Origin of the sequence: Eubacterium sp. AF22-8LB, assembly GCF_003458715.1 — a bacterium.
GTDB lineage: Bacteria > Bacillota_I > Bacilli_A > Erysipelotrichales > Erysipelotrichaceae > Holdemanella.
The window spans coordinates 110853-111057 of sequence record NZ_QRVI01000006.1 but is presented as its reverse complement, the minus strand read 5'-3'; positions in this window follow the sequence as shown (position 1 = coordinate 111057).

Here is a 205-nt window from a genome sequence, read left to right as displayed (position 1 = left end):
TTTCGATGCAGATAATTGTAATATCCTGATTTTGACAAATGTAGCTTACTTAGCACTCCAGTCACTGAAAAGTCTTTGTCGACTTTAGACTCTTCAGAAACAAGACAGTACAGAACTTGTGTTATTCTCCCAGAATGCTGATGGCTTTTTTTAGAATTTCAAGAGCATCTTGCGTATCCTTTAATTCACGCTTTAAACGCCTGTT